The organism is Streptomyces sp. NPDC059668 (genome assembly GCF_042734135.1).
In the GTDB taxonomy this organism is placed as follows: domain Bacteria; phylum Actinomycetota; class Actinomycetes; order Streptomycetales; family Streptomycetaceae; genus Streptomyces.
The window spans coordinates 234656-256592 of record NZ_JBHWEL010000001.1 but is presented as its reverse complement, the minus strand read 5'-3'; the positions used below and the strand labels follow the sequence as shown (position 1 = coordinate 256592).

At 71.9% G+C, this 21937-nt stretch carries 18 protein-coding genes; 10 read left to right on the top strand and 8 right to left on the bottom strand.

Going from position 1 to position 21937, the window contains the following annotated elements; genetic code table 11:
* Window positions 1-42: 42 nt before the first annotated feature.
* A complete protein-coding gene (locus ACFV2J_RS01125) occupies window positions 43-912 on the bottom strand; it encodes an alpha/beta fold hydrolase (RefSeq protein ID WP_385088201.1) in 870 nt (289 codons plus the stop codon).
* A gap of 269 nt (window positions 913-1181) precedes the next feature.
* Between ACFV2J_RS01125 and ACFV2J_RS01120 the strand changes: the two genes are divergently transcribed.
* On the top strand, window positions 1182-2918 hold the full coding sequence (locus ACFV2J_RS01120) for an MOSC domain-containing protein (RefSeq protein WP_385436860.1): 1737 nt from the start codon (window positions 1182-1184) through the stop codon (window positions 2916-2918).
* Window positions 2919-3313: 395 nt separating this feature from the next.
* Window positions 3314-4003, top strand: coding sequence for a type 1 glutamine amidotransferase domain-containing protein (locus ACFV2J_RS01115; RefSeq protein WP_385088205.1), 690 nt, complete (start codon window positions 3314-3316; stop codon window positions 4001-4003).
* A 135-nt stretch (window positions 4004-4138) separates the two neighbouring features.
* Here the strand turns inward: ACFV2J_RS01115 and ACFV2J_RS01110 are convergent, their stop codons facing one another.
* Together ACFV2J_RS01110 and ACFV2J_RS01105 are read right to left on the bottom strand one after the other, a co-directional pair.
* Window positions 4139-5131 carry an aldo/keto reductase family protein gene (locus ACFV2J_RS01110; protein ID WP_385088207.1) on the bottom strand — a complete coding sequence of 331 codons (993 nt, stop codon included), beginning with the start codon at window positions 5129-5131 and terminating at the stop codon, window positions 4139-4141.
* Between the two features lie 149 nt (window positions 5132-5280).
* Window positions 5281-5631: a DUF6204 family protein gene (locus ACFV2J_RS01105; RefSeq protein WP_385088209.1), complete on the bottom strand. Its 351-nt coding sequence runs from the start codon at window positions 5629-5631 to the stop codon at window positions 5281-5283.
* A 246-nt stretch (window positions 5632-5877) separates the two neighbouring features.
* Between ACFV2J_RS01105 and ACFV2J_RS01100 the strand changes: the two genes are divergently transcribed.
* The 3 genes from ACFV2J_RS01100 to ACFV2J_RS01090 all read left to right on the top strand — a co-directional run bounded on the left by ACFV2J_RS01100 (window position 5878) and on the right by ACFV2J_RS01090 (window position 8985).
* Window positions 5878-6516, top strand: a complete 639-nt coding sequence (locus ACFV2J_RS01100) for a sulfite oxidase-like oxidoreductase (RefSeq protein ID WP_385088211.1) — start codon at window positions 5878-5880, stop codon at window positions 6514-6516.
* A gap of 135 nt (window positions 6517-6651) precedes the next feature.
* A complete protein-coding gene (locus ACFV2J_RS01095; RefSeq protein WP_385088213.1) occupies window positions 6652-7521 on the top strand; it encodes a LysR family transcriptional regulator in 870 nt (289 codons plus the stop codon).
* 228 nt (window positions 7522-7749) lie between these two features.
* A complete protein-coding gene (locus tag ACFV2J_RS01090) occupies window positions 7750-8985 on the top strand; it encodes an MFS transporter (protein ID WP_385436856.1) in 1236 nt (411 codons plus the stop codon).
* Window positions 8986-9075: 90 nt separating this feature from the next.
* Here ACFV2J_RS01090 and ACFV2J_RS01085 read toward each other — a convergent pair whose 3' ends face one another.
* Window positions 9076-9594, bottom strand: coding sequence for a hypothetical protein (locus ACFV2J_RS01085; RefSeq protein ID WP_385088217.1), 519 nt, complete (start codon window positions 9592-9594; stop codon window positions 9076-9078).
* A gap of 43 nt (window positions 9595-9637) precedes the next feature.
* A complete protein-coding gene (gene mmsA, locus ACFV2J_RS01080; RefSeq protein ID WP_385436853.1) occupies window positions 9638-10999 on the bottom strand; it encodes a CoA-acylating methylmalonate-semialdehyde dehydrogenase in 1362 nt (453 codons plus the stop codon).
* Between the two features lie 632 nt (window positions 11000-11631).
* Between mmsA and ACFV2J_RS01075 the strand changes: the two genes are divergently transcribed.
* Both ACFV2J_RS01075 and ACFV2J_RS01070 read left to right on the top strand, forming a co-directional pair.
* Window positions 11632-13032: a pyridoxal phosphate-dependent decarboxylase family protein gene (locus tag ACFV2J_RS01075; protein ID WP_385089197.1), complete on the top strand. Its 1401-nt coding sequence runs from the start codon at window positions 11632-11634 to the stop codon at window positions 13030-13032.
* A 604-nt stretch (window positions 13033-13636) separates the two neighbouring features.
* On the top strand, window positions 13637-14794 hold the full coding sequence (locus ACFV2J_RS01070; RefSeq protein WP_385089199.1) for a PP2C family protein-serine/threonine phosphatase: 1158 nt from the start codon (window positions 13637-13639) through the stop codon (window positions 14792-14794).
* Window positions 14795-14920: 126 nt separating this feature from the next.
* Here the strand turns inward: ACFV2J_RS01070 and ACFV2J_RS01065 are convergent, their stop codons facing one another.
* The gene (locus ACFV2J_RS01065; RefSeq protein ID WP_385089202.1) at window positions 14921-15508 is read right to left on the bottom strand and encodes a TetR/AcrR family transcriptional regulator; all 588 of its coding nucleotides are present in this window, start codon (window positions 15506-15508) and stop codon (window positions 14921-14923) included.
* 187 nt (window positions 15509-15695) lie between these two features.
* On the opposite strand from ACFV2J_RS01065, the gene ACFV2J_RS01060 reads away from it, so the two are divergent.
* Window positions 15696-16664, top strand: a complete 969-nt coding sequence (locus ACFV2J_RS01060; protein ID WP_385436850.1) for an SDR family NAD(P)-dependent oxidoreductase — start codon at window positions 15696-15698, stop codon at window positions 16662-16664.
* Window positions 16665-16846: 182 nt separating this feature from the next.
* Window positions 16847-17623 carry an SDR family oxidoreductase gene (locus tag ACFV2J_RS01055; protein WP_385436848.1) on the top strand — a complete coding sequence of 259 codons (777 nt, stop codon included), beginning with the start codon at window positions 16847-16849 and terminating at the stop codon, window positions 17621-17623.
* 90 nt (window positions 17624-17713) lie between these two features.
* Here the strand turns inward: ACFV2J_RS01055 and ACFV2J_RS01050 are convergent, their stop codons facing one another.
* Complete coding sequence (locus ACFV2J_RS01050) at window positions 17714-19366, bottom strand: phytoene desaturase family protein (RefSeq protein WP_385089211.1); 1653 nt, start codon at window positions 19364-19366, stop codon at window positions 17714-17716.
* A gap of 184 nt (window positions 19367-19550) precedes the next feature.
* Between ACFV2J_RS01050 and ACFV2J_RS01045 the strand changes: the two genes are divergently transcribed.
* On the top strand, window positions 19551-20216 hold the full coding sequence (locus ACFV2J_RS01045) for a nitroreductase (RefSeq protein ID WP_385089214.1): 666 nt from the start codon (window positions 19551-19553) through the stop codon (window positions 20214-20216).
* 252 nt (window positions 20217-20468) lie between these two features.
* On the opposite strand, the gene ACFV2J_RS01040 is transcribed toward ACFV2J_RS01045, so the two are convergent.
* Window positions 20469-21917, bottom strand: a complete 1449-nt coding sequence (locus ACFV2J_RS01040; RefSeq protein ID WP_385436845.1) for a dihydrolipoyl dehydrogenase family protein — start codon at window positions 21915-21917, stop codon at window positions 20469-20471.
* Window positions 21918-21937: the final 20 nt, after the last annotated feature.

The window sequence follows — 21937 nt, the reverse complement described above, 5'->3', positions numbered from 1 at the left end:
GTCGGCGGCTCCGGCCGCTCGGGCCGTCCCCGCCCTGGCGCGTCAGGCGACGACGCGGCCGAGGAAGTCGCGGATGTACTGGGTGATGTTCTCCAGATGGCTCTCCAGCGCGAAGTGCCCCGACTCGAGCAGGTGGACCTCGGCCTGGGGCAGGTCCTGGCGGAACGCCTCCGCGCCCGCGGGACCGAAGATCTCGTCGTTGGCGCCCCAGACCGCGAGGACCGGCACCTGGGAGTCGCGGAAGTACTGGTGGACCTTCGGGTAGAGGTCCACGTTGGTGGGGTAGTCGCGGAAGAGCCTGAGCTGGATCTCGTCGTTGCCTGGCCGGTCCAGCAGGGCCTGGTCGTGGACCCAGTTGTCGGGGCTGACGAGGCTGGGGTCGGCGACGCCGTTCAAGTACTGCCAGCGGGTGATCTCGGGGGTCAGGGCGCCCCGCATCGGGGCTTCGGTCTCCGGTCCGGGCGCCTCGGCGTAGGCGAACACGCCGTCCCAGAAGGGTTTGACGAAGCCCTCGACGTAGGCGTTGCCGTTCTGGGTGACGATCGCGGTGACGCGGTCCGGGGCCTGTAGCGCGAGCCGCCAGCCGATGGGAGCGCCGTAGTCCTGCACGTACATCGCGAACCGGTCGACACCCAGCTGTTCGAGCAGGTCGGAGGTGACCTGGGTGAGGGCCTCGAAGGTGTACGGGAAGTCCTGCGGGGAGGGCATCGCCGACTGGCCGAAGCCGATGTGGTCGGGGGCGATGACGTGGTAGCGGTCGGCGAGCGCCGGGATCAGGTGGCGGAACATGTGCGAGCTGGTCGGGAAGCCGTGGAGCAGGACCAGGGCCGGCGCCTGCGGGTCGCCGGCCTCCCGGTAGAAGACCTCTAGGCCACCGACGGTGGCGGTGCGGTGATGGACTACGGAAGTCATCTCTCTAACCTCTCACTTCACCTTTAAGGGTTATGTGATCAGTCGACCACGCTCCCCCTAACCTGTCAATACACTTTTACCGGTTAGATTGATCGGGTCCCCCTCCGGGGCCGGACCGGGCCCGGCACTCCACTCAAGCGTCCGCCCGCGAGCGGCCCCGGGCCACCGAACCGGTACGGCGGCGGTCGAAGAACTAAAATCGGCCATGGCGCAAGAAGAGCCGCCACAGGGGAGTTGCTCCCGGCCGGCCACCCACGCAGGAGTACGCAATGGCGACGTTGCTGTCCGTGAACGTAGGGAAGCCCAAGGACGTCTCGTGGCAGGGAAGGACCGTCCACACGGGCGCGTGGAAGGCGCCCGTGCCCGGCCGCCGCATGGTGCGGCGCCTGAACATCGACGGAGACGGCCAGGGTGATCTGGCGGGGCACGGGGGCGAGAACCGGGCGGTCCTCGTCTACCAGCTGGAGTCCTACCGGTACTGGGAGCGCGAGCTGAGCCGCCAGGACCTCACCCCCGGCAGCTTCGGGGAGAACTTCACCGTCGACGGCCTCCCCGACGACGAGGTGTGCATCGGCGACCGCTACCGCATCGGCGAGGCGGAGTTCGAGGTCACCCAGCCCCGCGTCACCTGCTACCGCGTCGGGATGCGCCTGGGCGAACCCGCCATGGCCTCGCTCCTGGTCGCCCATCACCGTCCCGGCTTCTATCTGCGCGTCATCGACGAGGGGCATGTACAGGCCGGCGATGACATCACCCGCACCCGACGGGGCCCGGAAGCACTCAGCGTCGCCGACACCGACGCGCTGCTCTACCTGCCCGGCCGTGATCCCGCGAAGCTCCGCAGCGCCCTGAACATCCCCGCCCTGAGCCCCGGCTGGCAGCAGTCGTTCCGCGAACTCGCGCACGGCGGCCCACCGGAACAGGAACCGGGGTGGCCCGGCTTCAGGACCTTGCGCGTGGCCCGGATCGTCCCCGAGACCCCCAGCGTGACCTCCATCCACCTGCACGCCACCGACGGCACACCGCTGCCCGAGGCCCGGCCCGGTCAGTACCTGTCCATCCGGCTCAGCACGGGGAAGGGCACTCCCGCCGTACGGAGCTACTCCCTGTCCTCCGCCCCCGGCGCGGGCGCCTACCGCATCAGCGTGAAGCGCGAGCCCCACGGCCGGGTCAGCGGCTACCTCCACGCCTGCCTGCACCCCGGGGACCTCGTGGACATCGCGAGCCCGCGCGGGACGTTCGTCCTCGAAGAGGGCACCGGACCGGTCGTCCTCGTCTCCGCGGGGATCGGCGCCACCCCCGTGCTGGCGATGCTCCACCGGCTCGCCGGCGCTCGGGACCCCCGCCCGGTGTGGTGGATCCACACGGCCCGGGACCGCGCGCAGCACGTCTTCGCGGCCGAGTCCCGGGAGCTGCTGGCCCGGCTCCCCCACGGCCGCGCGTACCTCTCGTACACCGCGGCCGGCGAGGTCATCCGGTCCGACGGTGACGCCCATGTCCGGCAAGGGCGTCTGACCGCCGAGTCGCTGGCCGGCATGGCCATTCCCGCGGACGCCGACGCCTACCTCTGCGGCCCGCCCGCCTTCATGGACACCCTCGGAGGTCATCTGCGGGCGCAGGGGCTGAGGCCCGAGCGCATCCACACCGAGGTCTTCAGCGCCCTGCCCGCCCTCAACCCCGGGATCACGGCCGCGCCGCAGGTCCGGCCGCACCAGCCGACCGGTACCGCGGCCACCGGTTCCGTGGCGACCGGTCCGCTCGTCACCTTCGCCCGCAGCGGCATCACCACCGCGTGGTCAGCGGACCGCGCGTCCCTCCTCGAACTCGCCGAGGCCTGCGACGTCCCCACCCGCTGGTCCTGCCGCACCGGCGTGTGCCACACCTGCGTCACCCCGGTCGTCTCGGGCGACGCCGCCTACACCACCCAGCCCCTCGAACCGCCCGCGGCCGGAACCGTCCTGATCTGCTGCAGCCGACCGGCCGGCGAAATCGTCCTCGACCTCTAGGACTTGGGCGCGGTCCGGTCGGTGCGCGGGAGGCGGGCACGCGGCCGGTGCCGGGCGAGGTGTGGTGTGGTGTCCGCCGAGTCAGGGCGCTGACCAGGTCACTCTCGGTCATCGGGCACGACATGCGTGCTACCCCATACGGCCCCATACTCGAATAGCGGCACCACGGCGGCCCACAGCTTGACTACCCCCTGGGGAGGTCCTGTGATCATGCTTGCTCTGCTAGCGCCGGGTCTCATGATGGCGTTTCTCTTCGGGATGGACGCTCTCGAGGACCGGCTCATCCCGCGCCCCGTCCCAGCCGACGACGGCGACGGCGCTCCGGTCCCGGACGACGTGCCACCCCCCTCGCCCTGACGGCATCCCCCCAGCAGAGACGAGGAGGCGGTCTCACCATGGCGAAACTTCTGTTCGTGATGACCGGAGCGACCTACTGGACGCTCAAGGACGGCACCCGGCACGCGACCGGTTACTGGGCCGAGGAGTTCGCGGCCCCGTACAAGGCGCTCACCGAAGCCGGACATCAGGTCGTCGTCGCCACCCCCGGCGCGGTGGTCCCCAACGTGGACATGATGAGCCTGCGTCCCGAGATGGCGGGCGGCGCGCAGACCGCCCTCGACCTGGAAGCCGTCATCCGGTCCGCGGAGGAGATGCGGCGGCCCATCCAGCTGGCCGACGCCCGCCTGGAGGACTACGACGCCGTCTACTTCCCCGGCGGGCACGGTCCGATGGAGGACCTGTGTGTCGACGCCGACGCGGGGCGGCTGCTGACCGCGGCGCTCGCCTCCGGCAAACCCCTCGCCGTGGTCTGCCACGCCCCGGCCGCCCTGCTGGCCACCAGGATCCGCGGCGTCTCGCCGTTCGCCGGATACCGGGTCTCCGGCTTCACCAACGACGAGGAGAACGCCGTCGGGCTCGCCTCCCGGGCCAGGTGGCTGTTGGAGGACGAACTCAAGGACCTGGGCGTCGAGTTCACCCGCGGCGAGATGTGGAAGCCGTACACGGTGGTGGACCGCAACCTGTTCACCGGGCAGAACCCCGCCTCGGCCGCCGTCCTGGCGGAGCGGCTGCTCAAGGCCCTGTGACAGCAGCCCAGGACATCGCTCGCCATCGCTCACCGCGTCGCTCGTGACGCCATGGTGCGGGTCGCGCCCGGCGTCACGCGCGGCGTGCCCGCACTGATACGGCGGGCGGCAGGGGGCGGCCGGAGGCCGGCGGCGTCAGCGGCGCAGGACGCCCTCCGCGGCGAACGGTGCGAGGGTCGGACGCGTCACCGGTACGTCGCCGAGGGCCGCGTCGACCGCGGCCAGCACGTCGTCCGTGAGGTGCACGCCCGCGGCGGCGGCGTTGGCGTGCACCTGCTCGGGTCGCGAGGCTCCGGTGATCGCCGACGCCACCTCACCGCGGCGCAGCACCCAGGCCAGCGCCAGGGTCGGCAGGCTCACACCCGCGCCCTCGGCCACGGGAACGAGCCGCTGCACGGCCTCCAGAGCGGCGTCGTTGAGGACGAGGTCCTTGGAGCCGCTCATCGCGTCGTTGGCGAAGCGGCTGTCGGCGGGGAGCGGCTGCCCCGGCTTGTACTTGCCCGTGAGCACGCCCTGCGCCAACGGGGACCAGACGATGTGCGAGATGCCGTTGGCCGCGCACACCGGGAACACCTCCGCCTCGGGCGCCTGCCAGAGCATCGAGTACTGCGGCTGCGACGAGACGAACAGTTCCGGCCCCGCGAGGTCCACGGCCGCCTGGATCTGCTCGGGGGTCCACTCGCTGAAACCGAGGTAGCGGGCCTTGCCCTGCCGCACGACCTCCTGGAGTGCCTCGACCGTCTCCTCGATCGGCACGTTCACGTCGAAGCGGTGGGCCTGGTACAGATCGACGTGGTCCGTCCGCAACCGTCGCAGCGAGGCGTCGATCTGCTTGCCGATCTGGTCGGCGGACAGGCCCTGGTCGGTGTCCGACATCTGCCCCCAGACCTTGGTCGCCAGGATGTAGGAGTCGCGTGGGTGCTGGGAGAGGATCTCGCCCCAGGCCGACTCGGCCGCGCCCCGGCCGTAGACGTTGGCCGTGTCGAAGAAGTTGATGCCCGCGTCGAAAGCGGCCTCGGTGCAGGCGCGCGTCTGGTCGGCCTGGATGCCTCCGGAGTAGGTGAGCCAGGAGCCGAGGGAGATCTCCGAGACCTCCAGGTCCGAGCTGCCGAGTTTCCGAAAACGCATGACGGTTCCCTTCCGCGGTTCCTGCGACGAACTGGTCGATCACCATGTAACCCCTGAAAGGCCCGGCGTGGGAGCCGCCACCCGGCGCGGGGGAAGGGCCGCCGCGGGTCCCGCCCGTCCCCCTCACACCCGTTCCGTACGCCCGTCCGTCACCCGGCGGCGGCGCGGCGGCGCCGCTTGCCCAGGGGTGCCTGGGAGAGGTCCTCGGCGCTGGACCTGAGGTTCTTGTAGGGGTAGCCGCGCTCGGTCAGCCACGCCCGCGCGGCCTCCTCGGCGCGTTCGGTCGCCTCCAGGATGTCCTCCTCCTCTTCGCCCGAGTCCAGGAAGCGGAAGGTGAAGGCGGACCGTACGGCCAGGTCGTAGCTGAGGTGTCCCTCCGCGGTGAACGCCGCGCGCAGCACGTCGTGCTCCGCCGCCCGGGCCAGGAGCTCGGAGCGCTGATCGGTGCCGAGTCGGTCGAAGACACCGCGAACGGTGATACGGAAGGTGCGCGTACTCATTCCGCGACCCTAGCGACGCACTCCCCGGGAGCTCCACCCCATTTTCTTCCGCCGCGCCCCTCGGGCCCGGCGTCGTCGCGCGGTGTCGGGGCGGGCGCCGGCCGGGTGCGTCCGTGGTGGTGCGGACACGCGTGAACCATCGCGGTGGCCGCCCAGGGACAGGCCGAACCCTGCCTCGGCGTCACCAGGAGTGAACGCATACCCTGCACGGGTGGAGACGCGGCCGCGGGAGAGGGGAAGCCGGAGATGACAGGCGACCGACCCGGCGCGGCCGGCGGCGCACCCGGTGCGCCCCACCCCCTTCCTCCGGGCCAGCGCAGGGTGCAGGGCTGGCCCGTCTCGCACTACGGCCCGGTTCCCAGGTTCCGCCCGGAGCGCTGGGACCTGCGGGTGTTCGGCGCCACCGCCACGGGCGAGGAGCGTTCGTGGTCCTTCGACGACCTCACCGGGCTTCCGCACATCACGGTCGTCGCCGATCTGCACTGCGCGACGGGCCCCACGTCGACCGACCACGAGTGGTTCGGCATCGCCGCCACGGCCCTGCTGGACCTGGCCCCTCCGGCCCCCGAGGTCACCCATGTGATGGCCTGGGCCGAGTACGGCTACGGGGCCAACCTCCGCCTCAGCGACTTCACGACCCGGCAGACCCTGTTGGCCACCCACCACAACGGTGAGCCGCTCACCGCCGAGCACGGCTTCCCGCTGCGTCTGGTCGTGCCGCACCTCTACGGCTACAAGAGCGCCAAGTGGCTGCGCGGCATCGAGTACATGACCGCGGACCGACGCGGATTCTGGGAGGAGCGCGGCTACCACAACCTCGCGGACCCCTGGAAGGAACAGCGCTACTCCCACCAGGAGCGGGAGGGCGACGGCCCGGCCGCGTGACGCAGCACGGCGGCGCGCGGTGCCCCCTGCCGCCGGCCGGAGTGCGCCGCACCACGCGGACGGGCCCGGCAGCGGGACACACCGCCGGCGGGGGTCATCATCAGGAGGAGATGATCCGCGGCGTCGGGAGAGCACATGGATCTGCGGCAGATGGAGGTCGTGGTCGCGGTGGCCGAGGAAGGCGGCTTCACCGCGGCGGCGCAGCGGCTGCACGTGGTGCAGTCCGCGGTGTCGAGCACGGTGCGCGCGCTGGAGCGTGAGCTGGGAACGGCGCTGTTCGACCGCACCACGCACCGGGTGTCGCTGACCCCGGCCGGTGAGGCCTTCGTACCGGCGGCACGGGCGACCCTGCGGGCCGCCGAACAGGCCCGGTCGGCGGTCGACGTGGTCCAGGGACGGCTGCGGGGCCGCGTGACGGTCGGCACGATGCAGGGTGTGTGGGCCGATCTCCACCTCCCGCTGGCCGCACTGCGTGCGGAGCATCCGGAGGTGTCGGTGCGGCTGCGGCAGGCGGCGGTGACCGACATCCGGCAGGCGCTGCGCGAGGGCACGGTGGATCTCGCCGTGGTCGCCCTCGACCGCCAGCAGCAGCGGGGGCTCGTCACCCGGTTGCTGTCCCACGAGGAGATGGTGCTGGTGTCCGCGCCCGACCGGGCCCTGTCCGGGTCCGGCGCGGACGGGACGGTCACGCTCGCCGAGGCCGCCCGGCTGCCGCTGGTGGACTTCACGCCCGGCTGGGCGATCCGGCTCTCCGTCGACCGGGCGTTCCGTGCCGCCGCCGTCGAGCGCGAGCCGACCTTCGAGGTCAACGACATCGTGGCGGCGTCCGAGCTGGTCCGCAACGACCTGGGCGTCTGCGTCATGCCCGGCTCGATCGCCGCCCGGTTCCCCGACCTGCGGACGCACCGGTTCGACCGGCACGCGCCGAGCTGGAAGGTCATGGTGGTCCGGCCACGGGGCGAGGCCCCGCCGGCCGTCGCGGCACTGCTGCGGCACATGACCTGACCGGGGGCGGAGCCGCTCGTCCCGCCCCGCGCGCCCGTCCCTCGCCGCGCCCTGAGCCCCTTCATCTTCCTTAGAGATGACAGACATCTTCGATCATCGTCGTGACGGGGGAAGCAATCGGGCCGCCGCGGCGCTGAGGCAACCGTGCGAGCGACGAGGAAGCCGCTTCACCGCCACCCGGTCCGTCCCCGAACCGTCCCACCGGTTCCCCTTCCCGAGAAGGTGCCCGTGTCCGTATCCCCCGAACTGAAGCGCTCGGACCCGACCGCCACCACGGCCGCGCACGGCGTACCGGGATGGCTGGTCGCGCTCTTCGCGGTCGCCTCCGGCATGACGGTGGCCAACCTGTACTACGCCCAGCCCCTGCTGTCCTCGCTGCGCGACGTCTTCCACGTCGGCACGGCGGCCGCCGGCGGCCTCATCACCCTCACCCAGGTCGGCTACGTCCTCGGCATGGTCTTCCTGGTACCGCTCGGCGACCGGCTGGAGAAGCGCAAGCTGATCACCGTGCTGCTGACGGTCACCACGCTCGCCCTGGTCGCGGCCGGCCTCGCCACGAACTTCCCGATGCTGCTGATCGCGTCACTGATCAGCGGCGGCACCTCGGTCGTCGCCCAGATCCTGATCCCCTTCGCGGCGAGCCTCGCCCCCGATCACGCCCGCGGCCGGATCGTCGGCCGGGTGATGAGCGGCCTGCTCACCGGCATACTGCTCTCCCGGACCCTGAGCAGTCTGGTCTCCGACGTGGCCGGCTGGCGCGTGGTCTACCTCGGCTCCGCCGTCCTGATGGCACTGCTGGCCCTCGCCCTGCGCGCCGCCCTGCCGCGGCACGCGCCGACGACGACCATCCCGTACGTCCATGTGCTGCGCTCCACACTGCAACTGGTGCGCACCCACCCCGTGTTGCTGCGCCGGGGTCTCTACCAGGCGGCGATGTTCGGTGCGTTCAGCGCGTTCTGGACGACCGTTTCCTACGTCCTGACGGGGCCCCGCTTCCACTACTCCCCCGTCGGGGTGGGCCTGTTCGCCCTGGTGGGTGCCGCCGGTGCGGCCGTCGCCCCGCTCGCCGGGCACTGGGCCGACCGGGGACACGTACGTCCCGTGACCGGCGTCGCGTTCGTCGTCGCGGCCGTGGCCTTCGCGGCCGCGGGGCTCGGCCAGGAGCACGTGGCCCTGCTCGCGGTGGCCGCGGTCCTGCTCGACATGGCCGTCCAGACCACCCTGATCCTCGGCCAGCACACCATCTACCAGCTCGACGCGAACGCCCGCGCCCGGCTCAACAGCGCCTTCATCGCCACGTTCTTCGTCGGAGGCGCGCTCGGGTCCCAGTTCGGCTCCATCGCGTACCACGCGGCGGGCTGGACCGCCGTCAGCGTGCTCGGCACCGCCCTGCCCGTCCTGGCACTCCTCTACTGGACGACGGAACGCCGTGCCGCCCGCCGTACCGCCGCCCGCACCGCCTGACCGGCACACGTCGGCCGGCCCGACGACCCGGCCGACCCGACGGCCGGACGGGCTGAGCGGACGGCCTCGCGACGCCGCTCGCACCGCCTGTCAGGAACCGGCTTCCTTCCTCAGGAAGTTGCTCACCTGGCAGGCGAGGCTGTCCCCGCCCAGGTCCGCCCGGGTCTCGGCGTCGGCCGGACCCTCGGACGGATCGACGCCGCCCGCCCAGAGGTAACGGTCGGTCCACTCGTCGTCGACCTTCAGCTGGATCTGGATGTCCACCCGGGGAAGCGAGGCGTCCGGGCCCGCGGCGTAGAGGACCGCGGTGGCCCGGCGCAGCGGATAGACGTCATAGCCCTCGATGAACTGGGAGTTGCGCCAGTCCAGGAGGGCGCTCTCGCCGTCGGGGCCGATACGGATGTCGATCTGGCCGTCCTCCAGGTGGATGCCGAAGTGTTCGCCGGAGCGGTTCTCCACGGTCACACGGCAGCGGAAGTAGGTCAGACCCTCGGCGGCGTCGTCGCGCCCCCGCGGCGGCTCCGCCGTCTCCACTCCGTGAACGCGGACACGCAGGCCGGCATGCTCGTCGTACTCCTGCCAGTCCCCGACCACGTTCGGCTCGTGCACAGTCCACCTCTCCACCTCAGAGAGCTGTTTCCTATCTGTGCCCTCAACTGGGTGTCAAATGAGCCGAACATGCCGTGGCCAGCGTTTTTGCCCTCGTAGATCGGCGATCAAGCCGTGCCCAGCCAGAACCCGCGTCCGTGCCGTCGCGGGTGAAGATCGAGGCGGCGTTGCCGAACGGGGAGCCGTTGACGATGTCCATGGCCTCCTCGTAGGTCTCCGCGCGGACCACGCACAGGACGGGACCGAAGATCTCGTTCCGGTAGACGTCCGAGTCGGTGCCGACCCTGTCGAGGAGCGAGATCCCCATCCAGTGCCCGTTCTCGAGGCCCGCGACGGTGAAGTCCCTGCCGTCGAGGACCACGTCGGCCCCCTGGGCGGCCGCGCCCGCGACGTGGTTCGCGACCTCGTCGCGGTGGGCCCTGGTGACGAGCGGGCCCATCTCGGACCTCGGGTCGTCGCCCGGACCGATCGTGACCTTCGTGGCCCGCTCGGCGATCCGGGGCACCAGCGCGTCGCCCGCCGAGCCGACCGCGACCACCACGGAGACGGCCATGCAGCGCTGGCCCGCGGAGCCGTAGGCGGCGGTCACCGCGGCGTCGGCGGCCGCGTCGAGGTCGGCGTCGGGCAGGACCAGCATGTGGTTCTTGGCGCCGCCGAGGGCCTGGACGCGCTTGCCGGCGGCGGACGCCCTGGCGTAGACGTGCCGGGCCACCGGCGTGGAGCCCACGAACGACACGGCCGCCACGTCCGGGTGGTCGAGCAGCGCGTTCACGGCGATCTCGTCGCCGTGCAGGATGTTGAGCACACCGTCGGGCACACCGGCCTCGGCGGCGAGCTCCGCCAGGAGCATGGACGCGGACGGCGCCTTGCTGCTCGGCTTGTGGACGAAGGTGTTCCCGCAGGCGATGGCCATGGGGAACATCCACATGCTGATCATCGCGGGGAAGTTGAACGGTGAGATGCCGACGACCACACCGAGCGGCCGGCGGACCGACACGACGTCGACGCCGTCCGACACCTCCGTGGACGTGTCGCCCTTGAGCGCCATGCCGAGTCCGCAGGCCAGTTCGACGATCTCCAGGCCCCGGGCCACCTCGCCCAGCGCGTCCGCGTGGACCTTGCCCTGCTCGGCGGTGATCAGCGCGGCGAGGTCGTCACGGCGCGCGTGCAGCAGCTCGCGGTAGCGGAAGAGGATCGCGGTCCGCCGCGCGAGCGAGGACGTGCGCCAGGTGGCGTACGCCTCCTTCGCCGCGGCGACCGCCGCGTCGGCCTCGTCGGCGCCGGCCATCGCGACCAGCGTGGTGACCTCTCCGGTCGCCGGATCGGTCACCGGGGCCCAGGTGCCCGAGGCACTCGATCCATCCCCGTAGGGTCTGCCACCGATCCAGTGGGTGACGGTCTTCATCGGCGCGGCTCCTTCAATGGTGACGGCGGTGGGCTGCGAGGTCGCTGTCGGTGGGCCTCGCGGGCCTCGACTGCGGCCGGGCGGCCCCACGGTCTCGGCCACGGGCACGTCCCACCACGCCTGCGGGGCGGGACTGCTGGTTCAGCATCCCTCCGCGCGGAGGCCGACGGCGGCTTCGGAGTGCTCCCGGCACGAAGTGCCCCACTCAGGTCCCGTTCCGTCGTGGCGCGGATCACCGGCGAGGCGACCGGCCGTGAACTTCCGCCCCGTGACCGCGCGTTCCGTGCCGCGCCGTACACCGTGCGGCGGTGGCTTCCCGCCGCGGACGCCGTACGCGGGTACGGAGACGTCCGGTGGAGCGTCGCGGTCCGTTCCCTCCTCCCCGCGCTCGTGGTGTCTCCGGCGGCCGGATGCCATCGCCGCGCCGCCGCTCGGCCCGGAGGACCGGCACCGCCGTCCGTTCTCCGGGACGGACCATGAGCGGACGGCCGACAAGCTCTCCGCGCCCGCCGGTACGAAGATCACCTGCGAGGACTTGCCGGTCTCGCGACACAGGAGCCCAGGGCCTCCGTTCACCCGCACACTGAACAGCCCAGGCATGCCCGCAGCGCAGCACACGACGAAGGAGCTCCATGCATCCCACGCTCGCCGAAGACCGCGCCCGGCTCACGGAGCTGCTCCAGTCCGTCCACGGCCTCGCCGCCAGGGAACTGGCCGGGCTCGACGACCGGCCGGCCTGGCAGCCGCGTCGCGCGCCGGCGCCGGAACCGCTGCCGGACGAAGGGTCCGGCACCCGGGGCGCGCTGGCCCGCTTCACCGAGCAGTGGGCACCGGGACTCTCCGGCAGCGCCGGCCCGCGTTATCTCGGGTTCGTGACCGGCGGCGCGACGCCCGCATCGATCGCCGCGGACTGGCTCACCAGCGTCTACGACCAGAACGCCGGCTCCGGCGAAGGTTCGTCCGCGGCGGCGCTCGAACGCCAGACGCTGACCTGGCTGCGCGAACTGTTCGGACTCGGTGACGCACACAGCGGTGCCTTCGTCACCGGCTCGACCATGTCGAACACCGTGGGTCTGGCCCTCGCGCGCGAGTGGCTGGGCGAACAGCGGAACGTATCGGTCTCCCAGGACGGAGCGGCCGCGCTCGGGCCGGTCACGGTACTGTCCGGAGCACCGCACTCCAGCATCACCAAAGCCGCCTCCGTCCTCGGTCTCGGCCGCTCCGCCGTGCGCCGGACGCCGCTCCTGCCCGGCAACCGTGAGGCCGTGGACGTCACGGCGCTCGCCCGCGAACTGGAGAGCCTGGACGGCCGCCCGGCCATCGTCGTCGCCAACCTCGGAACCGTCGACACCGTCGACTTCGACGACCTGCGTGCCATCGCCGCGCTGAAGGACCGCTACGGCTTCTGGCTGCACGCGGACGCCGCCTTCGGTGCCTTCGCCGCGCTGCTTCCCTCCCACGCGCACCTCACCGAGGGCCTCGACCTCGCGGACTCGGTCTGCGTGGACCTCCACAAGTGGTTCAACGTGCCCTACGACAGCGCCGTCCTGTTCACGCGACGGCAAGACCTTCAGGTCCGGGTCTTTCACAACTCCTCGCCCTACCTGGGTCCGCCCGCGCTGCCCGACCCCGACTTCCTGCACCTGACGCCGGAGAGTTCCCGTCGGCTGCGTGCCCTGACGGCCTGGTTCTCCCTGGTGGCCTACGGGCGGGACGGTCACCGCGAGATCGTCGCCCGCAACACCGCCGCGGCGGCGAGCCTCGGCGACGCCCTCGCGGAGGTCCCTCATCTGCGGCTGCTCGCGCCCGTCCGCCTCAACGTCGTCTGCTTCACTCTCGCCGGCTCCCCCACTCCGCAGGCGGTCCGGGCCGCCGTCCAGGCAGTCGCGGCCACCGGAGAAACCTTCGTCACCCAGACCTCCTACCAAGGCGTGCCCGCCCTGCGCGCGGCCTTCAGCAACTGGCGCACGACCCAGGCGGACACGGAGCGCGTGCTCGCGGCGATCACGGAAGCGACCACGCCCGAGGGGTAGCCGACCCTCGTTCATCACAGCCGCACACATCAGCGCATTCTGTGCAGACCCGACAAAAGCTGACTTTCCTTGCACAAGTCTGCCCCCGGGTTCTACCCTTGGCCAGAATGAGGCTCCGCACGCCAGGGGCATGACGAGTCGCCGGCAGTTCGGCGGCCCGGAGAGCGCACGCTCACCCGGCGGCCCCTGACGTTCGCGTGCCTCGCAAGGGCGTTCGCCCCAGGGCGGAGCGGTCCGAGGGCCGTCTCCCGACTCACCGTGCGGGACGCACGCAACAGCCGAAGTCGAGCGGCACGCGGGAAACGCTGCCACTCTTCCGGTCGTCCAGGCGTACGGCCATGCGCACGCCATTCTCCGCGCAGGCCGCCCGCGCCCGGGATCGACACCGCGGAGACATAGATGGTGAACCATGCTGGGCATCGCCGTACGCAGAGACCGCAAGCGCTCTGAGCACCGCCGGAGCCACGCCGGGACCACTCGCTTCGACGAGACCCTGCGGTTCCTCGCACGACCCGTCCGGCTCCTGCGCCCCGGCGGCACAGCGCGTCGGACGCCCTCGCCCCGCACGGCGCGATCGGCCCGGATCAGGGCGGCGGGGCACGCCGTGACCGCCAGCCGCTACGGGCCGTTCCTCTTCGCGATCGCCATGATCGCCACCATTCTGGGCTTCGGTTTCATGCTGCCCACGTCGGAACACCTCGGCTCCCTCATGGCCACGGTTCCCGCGGCGACGGCCGCTCTCGCCGGGGCACGCGTCACCGCGACCATCGCCGGTTTGTCCTGCGCCTCGTGCGTCGTGCTCGACGCGCACGACGGGCTCTTCGGCACGTCCACGTTCGTCGTGCACCTCGTGGCGATCGTCCTGGTCTCGCTGTGCGTCATCGCCTTTCGCACCCTGCGGGAACGGTCCACCAGGGAACTGCTCGGTGTACGGGCCGTCGCCGAGGCCGTTCAGCGGGTCCTGATACGTCCGATGCCGGCGTCCATCGGTTCGCTGCGCATCCGGGCGGAGTACCGGGCCTCCCACCCGCAGGCCCTGGTGGGGGGCGACCTGTACGCCGTCGCCCGTGCCGACGGCGCCGTCCGCTTCCTCATCGGAGACGTCAAGGGAAAGGGCCTGGCGGCCGTGGACGACGCGGCCGCGCTGCTCGGGGCGTTCCGCAGCTCAGCCCGCCGGACACCGTCACTGGCCCAGCTCATGGCCCTCCTCGAAGAAGCGGTGCAGGCCCACTTCGAAGAAGTGGCCGCCACCGATCCCGATGTCGCGGAGCGCTTCATCACCGCGCTCCTGCTGGAGATATCCGCGGACGGTTCGTGCGTCAGGATGATCAACTGCGGCCACCCTCCGCCCTTCCTCGTGGAGGGAGACGTGGTCCGGTCCGTTCCGGCTCAGCGGCCCGCACCGCCTCTCGGGCTGAACAGCACCGGCACGCAGGGTTACGCCACGACGGTGCTGCCGCTGGCCGAGGAAGCGCTGCTGCTGCTCTACACCGACGGCGTCATCGAGGCCCGCGACCCGAAAGGCACCTTCTTCGACCTCGAGGCCCGGATCGCCGGGTGGCCGGTCAGAGGGCCGGACGAACTGCTCCCGTACATTCTCGACGGCCTGACCGCTCACGTGGGCGGGGACATGCACCTGAACGACGACGCCGCCATGGTCACGGTCCAGCGTCTGCGCAACGGCAGTATCCGGCGGCAGGACGACGGCAGGGGCGAGTCCCTGTCCGCCCTGGAGGACCGGGCAGAGGTGGGAACGGGCTGACCGCCCCCCGACAGGCGACCGCCGTGCGCTCCTCCATCGGGCGCCGCCCGATGGCCCGTACCGACCTGCCCGACCCGCCCGACCGCTCCGAACGGTTCTCCCGTCCGTGGTCGCCCTGCCGCCCGGTCACTCCCCCTCGGCGGGCTCCGGCCTCTCCAGGAGTGCGGAGGCGGCCGCGGCGACCGCCGTGACGATGGCGGCACGGTGGCCGGCGACCCGCTTCCCCGGATCCCCGTCCAGGGGGTCGCGGATCACGGAGGCGGTCATGTTCCAGCTCTGGGCCGCCGCCAGCGCGATCATCATCGCGTCCATCGCGACCGGAACCCCGACGCCGTAGTGCTCGGCGAGAGCGGCGGCCTTGGACAGATGCGCCTCTCGCTCCTGATCCGAGGCCTCGGGGCGCTCCAGCATCTTCCACTGGGTGAGGCGTTGCAGTCCGGGGTCGGCCGTCAGCTCGTCGAACAGCGCGCCACTGTAGGCGGCCAGATCGTCCGGCGTGAACGGCACGACGTCCGCCAGGACCCGGAGCCGGTCGGCCAGGACCGCGTCGAACAGGGCTTCCTTGGAACCGAAGTAGGCGTAGATCGCCTGCTTGTTCGCCGAGGCGGCGGTGGCGATGCGGTCGACCCGGGCCCCCGCGAACCCGACGCGGACGAACTCGTCGTACGCCGCGGCCAGCAGCCGCGCGCGGGTGGCGGAGGAGTCGTAACTCATGCGCGCCATCCTAAAACAACCAGATGGTTTGACGGTTCCGGGAGGGCGGGTGTACGAATAAACCATCCAGTTGGATAAACCATCCGGTTGGATTTTTCTTAGGCCGCGCCGCACCCGTCTCCGCGACGGCGGATGCGGCCCGGCACACCTTCGCCCCGCCTCCCTCACCGTCCGAGAGGAACCCACCATGCCCAGCGCACCCTCCCTCCCCTTCACCGCCCGGTCGACGGCCGCCGAGGTGATCGCCGGGGTCGACCTCACCGGCCGGCACGCCGTGGTCACCGGCGGAGCGTCCGGGATCGGCCTGGTGACCGCCCGTACCCTCGCCGAGGCCGGCGCGGACGTCACCCTGGCCGTGCGCGACCCCAGAGCCGCGCGACGGGTGGCCGGTGAGATCCGCGCGGTGAGCCGTGGAGGCGCCGTTCGTGTCGCCCGCCTCGACCTCGCGGACCGCGACAGCATCGCGGACTTCACCGCCTCGTGGACCGGACCGCTCCACATCCTGGTGAACAACGCCGGGATCATGGCACTGCCCGGCCTCGTGCGGACGCCGGAGGGCTGGGAGAGCCAGTTCGCCACCAACCATCTGGGGCACGCGGCCCTGACACTGGGCCTGCACGGAGCACTGGCGTCCGCGGAGTCGAGCCGCGTCGTGCAGGTCGCCTCCTCCGCCCACCTGATGGCCCCCGTGGACTTCGCCGACATCCACTTCGAACGGCGGCCGTACGAGCCCTGGACCGCCTACGCGCAGTCCAAGACCGCCGTCGTGCTGTTCACGGTGGCCCTGGCCGAGCGGTGGTCGCGCGACGGGATCACGGTCAACTCCCTGCACCCGGGCGGCATCATGACCAACCTGCAACGGCACCTCGACGACGACCAGTTGACGTTCGTGGGCGCCAAGGACTCCACGGGCGCCACCCTGGACGTGCCGCCCGGCTGGAAGACGCCGGAACAGGGCGCGGCCACCTCGGTGCTGCTCGCCGCCTCCCCGCTCGTCGCGGGGATCACCGGCCGGTACTTCGAGGACGCCGCCCTCGCGCCGCTCCAGCCGGACCCCGCACCGGGCAGGGCCGGGGTCGCGCCGTACGCGATCGATCCCACGTCGGCCGACCGGCTCTTCGACGAGACCGTCCGGGCGCTCGGCAGCGCCGCGTGACGTCCGGTGCGGGCGGGCCGGGCGTCGGGCCCTTGAGCCGACCGGCCCGGCCCGTACCGTCGTGGCGCCTGCCCGCCCGGACCTGATCGCAGCGGTCGCACGGCGTGTACGGCAGAGGTGGTGGAGTTGAACCGATAAATAATGGTTCTTACCTTTTCTCTTCCCACCTGGTGGAGGCACTCATGTCTACGGAAACGTCCGGCAAGCCGCTGAACGGCCGGGTGGCTGTCGTCACCGGAGCGTCGAGCGGCATCGGTGAGGCGTCGGCGGAGCACCTGGCGGGGCTGGGGGCCGCCGTGGCGGTGCTGGCACGCCGCGCGGACCGGCTGGACGACGTGGTCACCCGGATCCAGGAGGCCGGGGGCACCGCGGTGGCGATCGCCGCCGACGTCACGGACGCGGCAGCGGTACGAGCGGCGGCCGACCGGGTGGCCGCCGAACTGGGCGCCGCGGACCTGCTGTTCAACAACGCGGGCGTGATGCTGCCCGCCCCGATCGAGGAGCTGGCCGCCGACCAGTGGCAGCACCAGATCGACCTCAACATCACCGGTCTGATGAACGCGATCGGCGCGTTCACACCACAGTTGGTAGCCGCGGCCGGCGAACGGGGGGTGGCCGACCTGATCAACACCTCGTCGATCGCGGCGCAGAACATCTTCCCGAACTTCGCCGTCTACTCCGCCACCAAGGCATACGTCACCCACCTCTCCCGGCACCTGCGTGTCGAACTGGGCGCGAAGAACGTGCGCGTGTCGGCCATCGAACCGGGCATCGTCGGCACCGAGTTGCAGAGCCACGTCACCGATGACGGAGCCCTCCAGTGGCTGGACGGCTCCAAGGAGACGATGGAGTGGCTGACCGCGCAGGACATCGCGGAGACCGTCGGTTTCATCGCCTGCCTGCCTCCGCGGGCGAACCTCCAGCAGGTCACCATCATGCCCACCCGTCAGCCCAGTTGACCGGTCCCGACCGCTCCGGACCGGGGAGCGCCCGGTCCGCCCGGCGATACCCGGTCGACCTGGTCGGCCAGGCCGCCGAGGTCACCGAGATCACCGAGGTCCAAGTGCGACGCGTGGGTGACGCCGCGGCCGGTGAGCTCCACGCGCGGATCCGGGACGGGAGTCCTTGAGCACGCGCCGTGCCGCGAGCCGGCCCGACGTGGCGTTGGTGCCCGCGCCGGGCCAGGTCGCCGCACCGGTCAGGTACAGCCCGGGTATCGCCGTGCGGTAGCCGCTGTGCCCGGGCATCGGCCGGAAGACGAGGTTCTGGGCCAGGTGGTGGCTGCCCCCGATGCTGTCGCCGCCGACGAGGTTCGGGTCGGCCGCTTCGAGGTCCTGGGGCGAGTACGAGGTGACGCCCGCGATCCGCGCCCGGGTACCGGGTGCGTAGCGCTCCAGCTTGGCCAGTATCCGGTCGGTCATCGCGTCGACGGCTCCGGACCAGTCGGTGGAGCGGATCTCTCCCGCTGCGTCACCCCGCACCACCGAGGGCACGGTGCGGACCTGGATCCATACGACGTGTCGGCCCGCCGGGGCCCGAGTCGGGTCCACGGCGGAGGTCTGCCCCACGATCAGCAAGGGTTCCACGGGCAGGAGCCCGGCCTGGGACTCCGCGTACGTACGCGCCAGGTCATCGACGTACGGCGCCACATGGACGTAGGCGAAATCCGCCAGTTCCGCCCCCGCCGCCCAGGGCAGCGGGCCGTCGAGGGCGAGATGCAGCATCAACGTGCCCGGCCCGTACCGGTAGCGGGACGCTCTGCCGCGCACCTGCGTGGGTACCTGTTCGGATTCCAGAAGTCGCCGGTACAGCGTCGCGGGCCCCACGTTCGCGATCACCGCACGGCGGGCCGTCAGCGTGTCCCCCTCGGTGGTGCGGACGCCCACGGCCCGCCCGTTCCGGCACACCACCCGGTCCACCTCGACACCGGTGCGGACCTCGCCACCCTGTTCGGCGAGGACGGCGGCGAGTGTCTGCGGCAGCCGCTGCGCGCCCCCTTCGACGACGGACATGCCGTTCTCCATGTCCGCGAACAGTTCCAGGAGCGGGAACATCGCCCCGCCGGCGACGTCAGGGGCGAAGTCCAGGTGCATGCCCCAGCAGGCCGCCATCGCCCGCGCCTCCCGGGTGGCGAACCAGGCATCGCCCAGCTCGCGCGTACTCATCAGCAGCGTGTGCGCGAGCTCGGCCGCACCCCGCAGACCGTGACGGCGCAGCAGGCTCAGCACCTGGCGGCCGGCAGCGGCCGAGGGCACCGCGGATCCGTAGAGCCCGAACAGGTACGGCGCGAACCTTCGGTACTCCCCGTACAGGCCGGCGAAGCCTTCGGCGTCCCGGGCGTCATGCGCCCCCAACTCGGCGAGGGTGCGCGGGTAGTCGTGATACACCCGCACACTGCGGCCGTCCGGGAACACGTTCGCGTACGGATGGTCGGTGGTCCGAAACCGCAGTCCGTGACGTGTCAGATCGTCACCGAAGTCGGCGTACGCCCGTGAGCCGAGGAAAAGGTTCTGGTTGGTGGCGTACAGGTCGTGCACGAACCCGGGCAGTGTGACCTCGCCGCCGGCGATGGCGCCACCCACCGCGGCGCCGCGCTCCAGCACGGCCACCGACCATCCCGCCCGCGCCAGGTACAGCGCGGCCACCAGGCCGTTGTGGCCGCCCCCCACGACGACCGCATCGTAGGAATTCGCCCAGGTCAACGCCCTGACCTCCTGCCGCCCGGCCTCTCCGCGCTGTCAGCGTCCGGAAACGTGTCCTTACTCCATATTAGTGAGGGTCCGCCTGCTGACGGATCTCGTCCCCGAGCACGGCGGCGCGGTGTGCTGTCACATTTCCCGGGCTTCGGCGGTCAACCCTGAGAGGTGGCGGAGGGAGGCAGACGGAGTGGACGTATACGAGGCGGTGGCAAGCCGGCACGCGGTGCGCGCGTTCACCGACCGGCACGTCCCGGGCGAGGTGCTGGAGCGAGTGCTGGCGGCGGCAGCCTGGGCGCCGTCCGCATCCAACCTCCAGCCGTGGCACGTCTACGCACTCACCGGCGGGCCCCTGGCCGAGCTCAAGAGACGCGCCGGGGAGCGAGTGGCCTCGGGCGACCCCTGGGACGAACCGGAGTACGAGCAGTACCCGCCGGCGCTGAAGGCCCCCTACCAGGGGCGCCGGTCTGCCTTCGGCGAGCAGCGCTACGGCGCGCTCGGCATCCCGCGCGAGGACCTGGAGGCGCGCCAGAGGGCGGCGGCGGCCAACTGGGACTGTTTCGGCGCGCCCGTGGCGCTGTTCTGCTACATCGACCGCGACATGGGCCGGCCCCAATGGTCGGACCTCGGCATGTACCTGCAGACCGTCATGCTGCTGCTCCGCGCCGAAGGACTGCACAGCTGCACACAGATGGCCTGGGCGAAGTACCACAGGACCGTCGCGGAGGTCGTGTCACCCCCGGACGGTCTCGTCCTGTTCTGCGGCATGTCGATCGGGTTCGAGGACACCACGGCGGATCGGTCCCGTACGGGCCGGGCGCCGCTCAGCGAGACGGTCACGTTCGTCGAGGGATGACCCGCCGCGACACACTCGCGGACCATGGTCCACTCCGGGCCGTCGGCGGTGCGCCGGTCGATCAGCGGCGCGCGGCCCGCGCAGTCCCCACGTGGGGCTTCGGTCCCGTCCCACCGGACGGTCCACCCACGCGAGCGGCGGACCGGCGCCACCGCCTCCCCGGCAGTGCCGGAGGCGGATCCGTGACCGTCACCGTCCACGGCTCCGGCCGGCCCCCGGCACACCGATGCCACCGGCCTCCGGCACGGCGTGTCAGCCGCGGTACGCCTTCATCAGGTGCAGCCATACTTCGCTGATCGTCGGGAAGCAGGGCACCGCGTGCCAGAGACGGTCCATGGTGATGCCCCCGGCCACGGCGACGGTCGCCGAGTGGAGGAGCTCGGCCACCCCGGGGCCGACGAAGGTGACGCCGAGGAGACGGTGGCCGTCCAGGTCGACCACCATCCTGGCCCGTCCCCGGTAGCCGTCCGCGTACAGGAACGCCCCGGGAACCGCGCCCATGTCGACGTCCACGACCTTGGTCCGGTGGCCCGCCCGTTCCGCCTCGGCCGCGGTGAGCCCGACGGAGGCGGCTTCCGGGTCGCAGAAGAAGACCTGGGGGACCGCCTGGCGGTCGGCGGTCGTGGCATGGGCTCCCCACGCCGCCGTGTCGAGGCTCTCGCCGCGGGCGAGGGCTCCGATGGCCTCTCCGGCGATGCGGGCCTGGTACTTGCCCTGGTGGGTGAGGAGGGCGTGGTGGTTGACGTCGCCCGCCGCGTACAGCCACCCGCCTTCGACCCCGCGCACGCGGCAGGCGTCGTCGACGTCCAGCCAGGTTCCGGGGGTGAGCCCGACCGTGTCCAGGCCGATGTCGTCGGTGAGCGGGGTGCGTCCGGTGGCGAAGAGGACCTCGTCCGCTTCGAGTTCGCCCCCGCCGGCCAGCCGCACGGTGACGGGGCCGGCCGGGTCGGGCCGGCTCAGGGACACCACGTCGGTGCGGGTGCGCACGTCCACACCCGACTCCGCGAGGCCGTGTGCCACCTCTTCCCCGACGAAGGGCTCCATGCGCGACAGCAGACCGGGGCCCCGGGCCAGGAGGGTGACCCGGGCGCCGAGGCCCTGCCAGGCGCTCGCCATCTCGACGGCGACACCGCCCCCGCCGATCACGACGAGGCTGCCGGGCACCTGCTCGGAATCGGTGGCCCTCCGGTTGTTCCACGGGCGCGCCTCCTCGATGCCCGGAAGATCGGGGAAGAAGGCGCCGCTGCCCGTGCACACCACGACCGCGTGCCGCGCCTCCAGCATGCGCCGCGCGCCGTCCGGGCCCTCGACGGCCACCCGTCGCTCCCCCGCGAGACGGCCGTGACCGCGGACCAGCGTGGCCCCCAGCGCCGTCATGTTGTCGGCCTGCCCGCTGTCGTTCCAGTTGGTCACGACACGGTCCCGGCGCGCGAAGGCGCCGCGCGGGTCCACCGCGCCCGTGACCGCGGCGCTCGCCCCCTCGACCCGGCGTGCGTCGCCGACGGCGACGACGGGCCGCAGCAGCGCCTTGCTCGGGATACAGGCCCAGTACGAGCACTCGCCGCCGACGAGCTCGCGCTCGACCAGGGCGGCCGAGAGACCTGCGGCCCGTGCCCGCTCCAGCACGGTCTGGCCCACGGGGCCGGCACCCACCACGATGACGTCGTGGACCTCGGTGTCGTCAGGCGGCGTCGTTTCCATGACACATCCTCATTCATCCG

Excerpts from the sequence above, each read along its gene's own strand:
- ACFV2J_RS01115 (WP_385088205.1), top strand. The coding sequence starts at position 3,314 with ATGGCGAAACTTCTGTTCGTGATGACCGGAGCGACCTACTGGACGCTC.
- ACFV2J_RS01055 (WP_385436848.1), top strand. The coding sequence starts at position 16,847 with ATGTCTACGGAAACGTCCGGCAAGCCGCTGAACGGCCGGGTGGCTGTC.
- ACFV2J_RS01110 (WP_385088207.1), bottom strand. The coding sequence starts at position 5,131 with ATGCGTTTTCGGAAACTCGGCAGCTCGGACCTGGAGGTCTCGGAGATC.
- ACFV2J_RS01125 (WP_385088201.1), bottom strand. The coding sequence starts at position 912 with ATGACTTCCGTAGTCCATCACCGCACCGCCACCGTCGGTGGCCTAGAG.
- ACFV2J_RS01120 (WP_385436860.1), top strand. The coding sequence starts at position 1,182 with ATGGCGACGTTGCTGTCCGTGAACGTAGGGAAGCCCAAGGACGTCTCG.
- ACFV2J_RS01075 (WP_385089197.1), top strand. The coding sequence starts at position 11,632 with ATGCATCCCACGCTCGCCGAAGACCGCGCCCGGCTCACGGAGCTGCTC.
- ACFV2J_RS01095 (WP_385088213.1), top strand. The coding sequence starts at position 6,652 with ATGGATCTGCGGCAGATGGAGGTCGTGGTCGCGGTGGCCGAGGAAGGC.
- ACFV2J_RS01040 (WP_385436845.1), bottom strand. The coding sequence starts at position 21,917 with ATGGAAACGACGCCGCCTGACGACACCGAGGTCCACGACGTCATCGTG.
- ACFV2J_RS01100 (WP_385088211.1), top strand. The coding sequence starts at position 5,878 with ATGACAGGCGACCGACCCGGCGCGGCCGGCGGCGCACCCGGTGCGCCC.
- ACFV2J_RS01060 (WP_385436850.1), top strand. The coding sequence starts at position 15,696 with ATGCCCAGCGCACCCTCCCTCCCCTTCACCGCCCGGTCGACGGCCGCC.
- ACFV2J_RS01065 (WP_385089202.1), bottom strand. The coding sequence starts at position 15,508 with ATGAGTTACGACTCCTCCGCCACCCGCGCGCGGCTGCTGGCCGCGGCG.
- ACFV2J_RS01105 (WP_385088209.1), bottom strand. The coding sequence starts at position 5,631 with ATGAGTACGCGCACCTTCCGTATCACCGTTCGCGGTGTCTTCGACCGA.
- mmsA (WP_385436853.1), bottom strand. The coding sequence starts at position 10,999 with ATGAAGACCGTCACCCACTGGATCGGTGGCAGACCCTACGGGGATGGA.